This window comes from Pseudomonas trivialis, assembly GCF_001439805.1.
Lineage (GTDB): Bacteria > Pseudomonadota > Gammaproteobacteria > Pseudomonadales > Pseudomonadaceae > Aquipseudomonas > Aquipseudomonas trivialis.
On sequence record NZ_JYLK01000031.1, the window covers coordinates 1 to 8,696 of the forward strand.

An 8,696-nucleotide genomic window follows, 5' to 3' on the forward strand; every position below is an offset into this window, starting at 1 on the left:
CGCCAAATTCTGGATTCAAGAGCGAGAAATTAGAACGCGAATTCAAGCGGGAGGGCATGCTGCTAGCTGAGTGCTTGAGGGATGAGCTAGGTCCTGATTTTTCTATTTTTCTTAAAATTTAATTGGTGCAAAAGCGACAGGCGAAGCTGCTACTCAGATCCCAGGCCGAGTACAGTCGCGTGTAAACATTGCCAATGGCCGCACGGAAACGACCCCTCTTCGTGATAACGGCAATCCCGTATCTGCGGGTTTCGATCATGTTATAGATGGGCATTTCAATAGAGAAATCTCCACCTCGCGCTCCGTGTTTACCATTGCTCCAGATGAGCTGAAAGGCATCCTACAGAGCAGTTCTGTTGTAAAGTCCCCGGTTATAGCGCTGCCAGATGGCCAATTCGTAAGAACAGTTGATGTGGGTCGGGCTATTGGTACTACTACATTGAAGGATGGCGGCATTCCCACGTCTGTGATAAAGGTATTCACCGATAAAGCAGGGAATTTAATTACAACCTTCCCGGTTAAGGTGGGCAACTGATGCATACTCTACCCTTAAAAATATGGCATGAATTCCAGTCGGTAGTGGAAACTCTAAGTGACGAAACACCTTCGAGGCAAGTTCTTGAAGTAATACTATTTTGGATGAGAAGTAACCGTAAGTATCTTACCGGTGAGCCGTTTTCGGTCTATGGGTTCGATAGCCTTGCAAAAATAGATGAGAGGGAGATTCCAGTTGAATACTCTTCCTTTAAGGTAAGTGATTTAATTAATTTCAAGAGTATTGTTTTGAAACGTCAGGCTCGAGATGTAGATTCGATTGCGAGATTCTTACGCGATACGATTGAGGAGCTGGCAACTGTCGAAGTTGATGAGCAATGCCCCAGATGTGAGTCTGAGGGAATGCGCGCGTTTATAGGTAAGTACAATGGATTGCTGGCTTATCAGTGTAATGTCTGTGGGTACTCCAATTATTCAGATGGATCTAGGGTTGAGAACGGTGGATTAGAGTTTGCGAGTGAGAGGCAGTTGCGAGAGCTTGGCCTGATTTAATGGTGCAAAAGCTACTGGTGGCGCTGCTGGAAAGGTAGATGATCTTGCCTATACTGGGACACCTGTTCGTCCCACACCCCAAAAATCTGAAATTGATGTCGGCGCTGATCTTGGTGCTGGAGCTCGCCCACAAGTCAGTTATAAAAATGGACAAGAAGTTCCTTACGGCACTTCGGGTAGTGTTCGTCCAGACTGGTGTGTAGGTAACGTATGCAGTGTTGAAGTGAAGAACTACAACATTGCAAAAAATCAAAGCGGATTGATTAGTAATGTTTCCAAGCAAGCCATCCAGCGAGCTGAAAACTTACCGCAGGGAATGCAGCAGCAAGTCGTTATTGATGTGCGTGGCCAGATGATAACTGTAGACCAAGAAAGAAATATAATTAAAGGTATTGTTCAGAAGTCGAATGGAGCAATCAAGCCAGAAGCCATTGAATTTAAGAGGAACTGATGAAACGTGTAGGTTTTCAAGGTGGTAGCTCAATTTTTGAGCTTGGCATGGCTTCGGATATGGTTTGCTTTTTTTCTGTGATTAGAGAAAAAACTGAGCTGTCAGGAAGTGATCTTCTTATATTAGATCGACTGTTTCGTCGCTATTTGCGCCTTGAGGATTTAAAGGGGGCGACGATGTTTATGTTGAGGTCCAAAGAGTGCTTGTCTGGTATTTCTAACTGCATTGTTGAGTTGGAAAGCTTGGGGTGGAGTTCAAATAATAGTTGCTTAGATACGACATGCTTAAGTTATGCGGAAGTATTCATTAAGTATTTCGAAGGCTTTGAATATTGCGTTGAATCAGCTAAGGGGTTCTATGAGGACTGGGGAGTATACAAACCTGTCAGAACGATTGTTTGTGATATGCCTGATTACATGGTGGAAAAACTTCGTCCATTAGATGAGTATGATAATCTTGGCCCCAATGATCCTCCATTCTGGCTGCGTTAGTTTTTAGGTGGCCATTTCTATGCTGACACCGGCCTTGCGCCGGTGTTTTTGCACCCTATCTGCACCCTGATTGCACTCTTTTTGCATCCTTTCTGCAGTCAAGTTGCACCCCTTTTGCACCCACCCTGACGACCTACGGTCTATCTGTCCAACACGCTCTTTTTCAGCATGATTTTTCGCTCCTTAACAGGAGCAAAATCTCAATACACAACACGCACCTCTCGCGAGGTGGGTATTTTCTATATGTATCAATTAGTTATCCGGTTTCTGTCTTCTAGGTGCTGCTATACACTTGTAATACGAAATGCAGGTTCCACCCAATAAACACTGACGTATGGCGTATAGCTTTTGCTATACGCAGCAGCGAAGTATGGGGGGGCGGTTTACTCTTTCAGATCGGCCCTTTTTTCTGGTTACGCACTGGGTGGTCGGCTGCTGTTATCCGCTGGAGAAACTCAGAAAATACGTCACTCGGCAAGAAAAATAGCTAGGCAGCTAAAAGTTTTGTGACAATTGACCCCGCTTTGCCGAGGTTGTTGCCGCTTATGCAGAGTTGACCCCGTTGCCGAGATTTCTCTGACCCAAGCTTCTACTTCGTAAAGCAGTAGCAGATCTAACTTTGGGTTAAATCCTTATGGGGCAACGCCAGGTCGGCAGATGGTCAATTCTGCATCAGCGATAACAGTACTCGATAAAATTCATGACGTTGAGAGTAACCCTGAAAAGGTAGTCCCTGGTACTTTTGCTGGGCAAGGGGCAAATGGCGCACGGGGTGATGTGTTTTTCAGAGTTAAGGGCAATGATGTGGTTGTTACCAAGCCTGATGGAACGTTCGTTACTATCCTGAAGGATGGGGTAACTCAGAATCCATCTGTACAGAGCGCATTGAAGGGAGGTGTCAGGTAATGAATTCCCCTAGACTTATGATTGCTTGGCTGTTAACAGTACTCGGTAAGAAACTACTGTCAGTAAATGCTCTATTCCATGTTTTCGCTTCCGAGAGGGATTCTGCGCCTCAAGAGGTTGGCCTTCTATTTGAAAGCTCTGAAGTTGGGAAGCTTTATGGCGGACCTGATGGCGCATCTATCTGTTTTTCTTTGAGTCCGATTTCAAGCTGCGATCTAGGCGAGTACGGTAGACAAGACATTTTTTGTATTTCTGGTGAGCTTTATTTCTCCGATGTTGTAGGTAGGAGGTTAGTATCAGCATCACTTGTACAGTCCTTAGCAGAAAACGTGGTGATAGGCGTTGTTCTCTCGTTTGATAACGATTTTTGCCTGTCCATTTTGAACTTAGGTGATGAGCTTTTTATCTATGATGAGATCCCAAAGGAAATAGTGATCAGTGAGGGGGTGAGCCTTGCCTCTGTGAGTTAATGGTGCAAAAGGCGCAGGTACATCTCTAGAGCGAGGTCTTGCCTACGACAACCCATCTAACTTATCCAAAGTCGTGTAAGTGAAATTCAGCCACAAATACCTGCGAATTCTCAAGGCCGAATAACTATGGGTGTTGCGGTAGTAGAGGATGCGAATGGTGTTCGCTCTGTTCTGGTCAGTACAAGTGAACCTCGTGGCTATCTTCGTCCTGGAGTGAGTTTGCAAGAAGGCGAGAAAGTAGTTGTTGGAACTGGCCACGCAGAAGCGGATATTGTAAGCTATGCCAACGCTAACGGATTGAAAGTTGTTGATATCGGTGCGACACGGTCTGTTTGTGCATCATGTCAGAACGTAATTGAGCCGACAGGGGCCAATGTGTCAACGCCATTAAAACCACTGCCAAAGGCTAAACAATGATTATGCGTTTAGAAATGGTTGAGAAAGGACTTGTAGAAAAGCTTAAGTTAGTCAGTGAGGAGCAACGAAGAATTGCTGTAAAAGTGGCTTGCGAACTTGCTTTTCAGGCTTGTCCAGTAGAAGTGCCTATTGTTGTCGAGTCTCTTAGGCAACTACTGTCGGGTAATAGACTCACAACTGATCAGGTTTCTGGGCTAGATGCTTTAGCTGCACAGTTAGATGAAAAATATTTTGACTTGCAAGACAGCCTGGATGAAGGGCAAAACTTAAATCTAGAAGGCCTTCAGTTGTTTAGCCAAGCTCGTGCTGTATCGGCGCTGTCCTTAGCTGGTGGAGAGAATTCGCTTATGACAGCGACCGAAGCAATATATGAGGCATCATCAGCCGTTGATGATGGAACTCATATTTTTAAAGCAGTGCTTTCGGTTTTGCCAGAGTCTTAATCAGCAGCTGTTTTGCTTTGGCTGAGATCCGGCGCACTCTTGCGCCGGTATTTCCAGTTTCTGTTGCTCCCTGATTGCACCCTATTTGCACTCTTTCTGCAGTCAAGTTGCACCCCTTTTGCACCCACCCTGACGACCTACGGTTTATCTGCTCAATACGCCCTTTTTGAGCATGATTTTTCGCTCCTTAACAGGAGCAAAACCACAATACACAACACGCACCTCTTGCGAGGTGAGTATTTCCTATATGTATCAATTAGTTATCCTATTACTGCCTTTTAGGTGCCGCTATACATTTGTAATACTAAATGCAAGTTTCACCCAATAAACACAGACTGACGATCAAGGCGGGCCGCGATTTCACCAACAGCGGCAGTGTGCTGAAAAGCGGGGCGGATACACTGATTAATGTTGGGCGGGATATCAATATTGTCGCCACGCAAACCCTCGATTCCGGCGACGGGGGCATGTGGAAACACACCTCCAACACCACGCAAAGCGGTTCAACCGTCAGCGCCGGCCGCGATGTGCAAATGAACGCCGGGCGCGACCTCAACGCCATCGCCAGCGTGATCGACGCCAAGCGCGATATCGGCCTGTCGGCCCGAGAAGACATGAACCTGGCCTCGGCAGCGGACGAGGACCACTCGCTGGCCAAGAGCAAAAAGAAAACCACCCAGGAAGATCACGTCAGCCAGGTCGGCACTGTCGTGAGCGCCGGGGCGGATATCCGCCTGAGCGCGGGGAATGACATGGCGCTGATTTCCAGCCGCGTAACGGCGGGGGACGAGGCGTATCTGGTGGCGGGTGATCGACTGGACGTGCTGGCGGCGCAGGACAGTGATTATTCGTTGTATGACATGAAGAAGAAGGGGAGTTGGGGTAGCAAGCAGACCAAGCACGATGAAGTGACCAAGGTCGTCAATGTGGGAAGCGAGGTCAAGGGCGGTGGCGCCGTCGCGCTGGTTAGCGGCGGCGATCAACGCTATCAAGCGGCCAAGCTGGAAAGCGGTGAAGACCTGACCCTGCAAAGTGGTGGAGGAATCAACTTCGAGGGCGTGAAGGACCTGGATCAGGAGAACCATTCAAAAAGCAAATCGAGCCTCGCCTGAACAGCATGAGCGGTAAGGGCAATACCGACGAAACGTTCAGGCAAACGCAGATGGCGGCTAAAGGTGACGTTGTCATCAAAGCATTGGATGGGCTGCATATTGATGTGAAGCAGGTGAATCAGCAGACGGTTAGCCAGGCCATTGATGCGATGGTGCAGGCTGATCCCCAGATGGCGTGGTTGAAAGACGCCGAGAAGCGTGGCGATGTTGACTGGAAGCTGATCAAGGAGACGCACGACTCTTACAAGTACAGTAACTCCAGCCTTGGGCAGGGAGCGATGCTGGCGATCATGATTATCGTAACTGCGTTGACGGCTGGTGCCGCTAGCGGAGCCTTGGGTGCAACATTCGCAGGTGCCGGTACCGCAGGCTCTGGCACGGCTATGGCAGCGGCCGGCAGTTCAGCCATGGTGACGGCGGGTACGGCAGTCGGGACTGCGGCGGCGGGGTGGGCCAATGTTGCCGCAACAGCAGTGATTACTTCCGCCACCAGTGGTGCGGTGATCAGCACGATTAATAACAAGGGAAACCTGGGAGCTGTTTTTAAGGATGTGACTTCCAGCCAAGCTCTGAAGGGGTACGCCGTTGCAGGCATTAGTGGTGGTTATGTGCCAGACAGTCTCGGCGCTCAACTCGCTGTACGCTCAGCATTGAATACAGTGGCCAACGGCGGGAAGTTTAAAGATAACGTGGTGCAGGCCGCTCTCGGAATGGCAGCGGATGGCCTGAGCGGTGCAATATACAATAAGGTAGGTGATGCACTCCTTGGTACCAATCTCTCCACAAAAGTAGCGGTACACGCAATCGTCGGTGGATTGATTGGCGAGGCAGCGGGTGGGGATTTCCGTACCGCTGCCTTGGCAGCCGGTGCCAACAAAGCATTAATTAGCCTGGTTGGGGATAAAATCTTCCCTGGTGACCAACATGAGCGTCTGTTGGCAATGACGTCTCAGCTACTAGGTATGACGGTCGCTGCGGCAGCAGGTGGCGATGCGAAGGCCCAAGAAAAGGCTGCGTGGGTCGCTCAACAGGCCACGGTCTATAACAATCTCAAGCACGTTGAAGCCGAAGCTCTGCTCAAGGAAATCAAGGACTGCCGCGCAACTAACACCTGCGGCGAAGACGAGCTCAAAGGCATTCTGGGTAAGTATGAGAAACTGTCTGCTAAAAACTCAGCCCCTATCGGGTCATGCAAGGTCCGTGGTTGCGTAGACGACATCGTCAATGGCTCCATTCGCATGGACGATCCTATTGCCCAGGAACTGCAGAAATTACTGCGGCAAACTACATACGATGTTCCTGGCTTGCTTCAAGGTGACCCCAGCAATCCCATGTCGAGATCCCCTAATCCGAGCGGATGGGGCGATATGTTTGCGATGGATAAGCAGGTGGCGTTTGCCAAGAACCTGAAAGAGGGTTGGCTGACGGCTGAGGAGACTGCCGATCTTGATCGTTGGAACGCCTCCACCTCTTGGGTGGATCGGATGTATGGGTATAAGCTGGAGCTGGGGGAAAAGGCCGGAATTCTCACTGATTTGGGTGTGGCGGGTGCTGCGACACTCATAGGCGGGAGAGGGAGCGTTGGGGGGGGGGGGCAAAAGGTGTATCTCCAGTTGTAACCGCAGAGGGAAAGATTGGCGGAAAAACATTCACCGATTTTAATCAGACTGCACGTCCAGCTTCAGAAGCTAATGCGAGTCAACCAACCTTGATATCTGATCGGGTAACCGCTAAGGCTGACGCATCTGGGAAAGTCCTGCCAAATGGAAACATGGCCGACGCTCACGCAGAAATAGGTGTGATTCAGCAGGCATATACTGCTGGTAAAACTATGGGGGCAAGCATGGAGCTTACCGTCTCTGGTAAAGCAGTGTGTGGGTACTGTCGAGGAGATATTGCGGCAATGGCGGAGAAATCTGGACTTACTTCTCTTGAGGTCAAAGAGGTTGCAACTGGTAAAACTCTATATTGGCAGCCTGGAATGCGGGCTCTGAGAGAGAGGAATTAGTAATGAAATTTTCTCTATCATGGATTGTCGGGTTTGGATCTGAATGTCAGGGGGGTAGAGCTAAAGAACCTCTTTGGAGTGATATTGAACTTCGTCTAAGAGAAGTATGCGGGACGTCTGGCTCTGTTACATTAGAGGCTGTGAATTTTAATGGGTTTGAGCTGTTGAGTTTGCAAGTTATTGCAGATGATGGAAAGTATGCGATGACTTTAGGGGAGGACAATGGCGAGGATTACATTGTTCGGTCTTACATAGGAGGCGAAAATTCAGGGCAGACAGTTTGTATCCTTGGGGATGCTGTAGATGCCTCAGGAGTTTGTACGGATTTTGAAATTGTGGTTGATATTTTTAGGCGGTTTTTTGAAGGGGGTCAGGTTTCTTTTAACCTAATGGCTTAATCCTTTGGTGCAAAAGGCGCAGGTGAAGTTGCCTCTATAGGCGGAAAGACATGTGTTTATAACTGTGTTGTTGATGGAGTGACTCGTTATGTTGGAATAACCGACGACATAGTTAAGCGCGGTCAAGCTCACCTCAGAGAAAAAGGCATTACGATTGACAGAATAGAGGGTTTACAGAACCTTTCACGTGCTGACGCACGGGCAGTCGAGCAAACACTGATCGACTACCATGGCCTTGGTAAAGATGGCGGCACGTTAATCAATAAGATTAACTCTATATCGTCTGTCAAAAAACCGACTAAGTATGAGCAGGGTTTGATTCGCGGCGCCGAGCTGCTGAAAAAAGCTGGATATGAAGGATTTTAAATGGCTAAGAAGGTAAAGCTGGGCGACATTTTGCAGGTGTTAACCTCGCAGGGTGTCGCATATGCGCAAGTTACTCATAAGCATCCAGAATTTGGTTTTTTAATACGTATTTTCCCCGGATTTCATAATGAAAAACCAAAAGATTTTTCGGTTGTTGTTGATGGTGAACCACAATTTTCCGCATTTTTTGTTGTTCAAAGTGCGGTAAATCAAGGCCTTCTATCCGTTGTGGCAAATGTTCCGGTTCCCGAAAGGTTACAAGTGTTTCCTACGTTCCGTTCTAGAAATGGCGGGCCGGGAGGCTCTATTTGGCTATGGAATGGAAGCGAAGCACTTCGGCTGGAGAGAGAGATTAGCTCGGAAGAGCTGAAGCATTCCACAAGAGGAATTATCAGTGCGCCATTGCTTGTTGAGCGTATTGAAAAGAATTACAGACCCGAGACCCATGAGGTTTGGTGAGTTATCCTCGCTATCGCTTTGTCCTTGGTCATGGGGCCCGCAGGCCTCGGCCTATCCACTACTCAGGCAGCTGTGGCAGTTAGTCTATCCAGCACCGCGATTAACAGTGCAGTTTCCAATAAGGGAAA

Annotated in this window: 12 protein-coding genes; all 12 read left to right on the plus strand. The window is 48.5% G+C overall.

Features of this window, described 5'->3' with window-relative positions:
* Nucleotides 1-534 precede the first annotated feature (534 nt).
* The 12 genes from TU79_RS24740 to TU79_RS25885 all read left to right on the plus strand — a co-directional run bounded on the left by TU79_RS24740 (nucleotide 535) and on the right by TU79_RS25885 (nucleotide 8,568).
* Nucleotides 535-1,047 (plus strand): hypothetical protein, encoded by a 513-nt coding sequence (locus tag TU79_RS24740; RefSeq protein WP_010414779.1) that lies wholly within the window; start codon nucleotides 535-537, stop codon nucleotides 1,045-1,047.
* 223 nt (nucleotides 1,048-1,270) lie between these two features.
* Entirely contained in the window at nucleotides 1,271-1,498 is a 228-nt protein-coding gene (locus tag TU79_RS26465; protein WP_175437652.1) for a hypothetical protein, read from the plus strand.
* Entirely contained in the window at nucleotides 1,498-1,989 is a 492-nt protein-coding gene (locus TU79_RS26190) for a hypothetical protein (protein ID WP_139136813.1), read from the plus strand. The genes TU79_RS26465 and TU79_RS26190 overlap by 1 nt, the downstream gene beginning before the upstream one ends.
* 905 nt (nucleotides 1,990-2,894) lie before the next feature.
* On the plus strand, nucleotides 2,895-3,365 hold the full coding sequence (locus tag TU79_RS25870; RefSeq protein WP_082638717.1) for a hypothetical protein: 471 nt from the start codon (nucleotides 2,895-2,897) through the stop codon (nucleotides 3,363-3,365).
* A 126-nt stretch (nucleotides 3,366-3,491) separates the two neighbouring features.
* A complete protein-coding gene (locus TU79_RS26195; protein ID WP_139136814.1) occupies nucleotides 3,492-3,782 on the plus strand; it encodes a hypothetical protein in 291 nt (96 codons plus the stop codon).
* Nucleotides 3,779-4,225, plus strand: a complete 447-nt coding sequence (locus tag TU79_RS26200; protein ID WP_139136815.1) for a hypothetical protein — start codon at nucleotides 3,779-3,781, stop codon at nucleotides 4,223-4,225. Before TU79_RS26195 ends, TU79_RS26200 begins: the two co-directional genes overlap by 4 nt.
* A 308-nt stretch (nucleotides 4,226-4,533) precedes the next feature.
* Nucleotides 4,534-5,337 carry a hemagglutinin repeat-containing protein gene (locus TU79_RS26695; RefSeq protein ID WP_057010415.1) on the plus strand — a complete coding sequence of 268 codons (804 nt, stop codon included), beginning with the start codon at nucleotides 4,534-4,536 and terminating at the stop codon, nucleotides 5,335-5,337.
* A 5-nt stretch (nucleotides 5,338-5,342) separates the two neighbouring features.
* On the plus strand, nucleotides 5,343-6,956 hold the full coding sequence (locus tag TU79_RS24755) for a DUF637 domain-containing protein (RefSeq protein ID WP_057010416.1): 1,614 nt from the start codon (nucleotides 5,343-5,345) through the stop codon (nucleotides 6,954-6,956).
* A gap of 14 nt (nucleotides 6,957-6,970) precedes the next feature.
* Nucleotides 6,971-7,345, plus strand: a complete 375-nt coding sequence (locus tag TU79_RS27130; RefSeq protein ID WP_082638719.1) for a cytidine deaminase-like fold-containing protein — start codon at nucleotides 6,971-6,973, stop codon at nucleotides 7,343-7,345.
* A gap of 2 nt (nucleotides 7,346-7,347) precedes the next feature.
* Nucleotides 7,348-7,743 (plus strand): DUF6911 family protein, encoded by a 396-nt coding sequence (locus TU79_RS26205; RefSeq protein WP_069665395.1) that lies wholly within the window; start codon nucleotides 7,348-7,350, stop codon nucleotides 7,741-7,743.
* 78 nt (nucleotides 7,744-7,821) lie between these two features.
* Nucleotides 7,822-8,109: a hypothetical protein gene (locus tag TU79_RS25880; protein WP_082638720.1), complete on the plus strand. Its 288-nt coding sequence runs from the start codon at nucleotides 7,822-7,824 to the stop codon at nucleotides 8,107-8,109.
* Complete coding sequence (locus TU79_RS25885) at nucleotides 8,110-8,568, plus strand: hypothetical protein (RefSeq protein WP_082638722.1); 459 nt, start codon at nucleotides 8,110-8,112, stop codon at nucleotides 8,566-8,568.
* Nucleotides 8,569-8,696 lie beyond the last annotated feature (128 nt).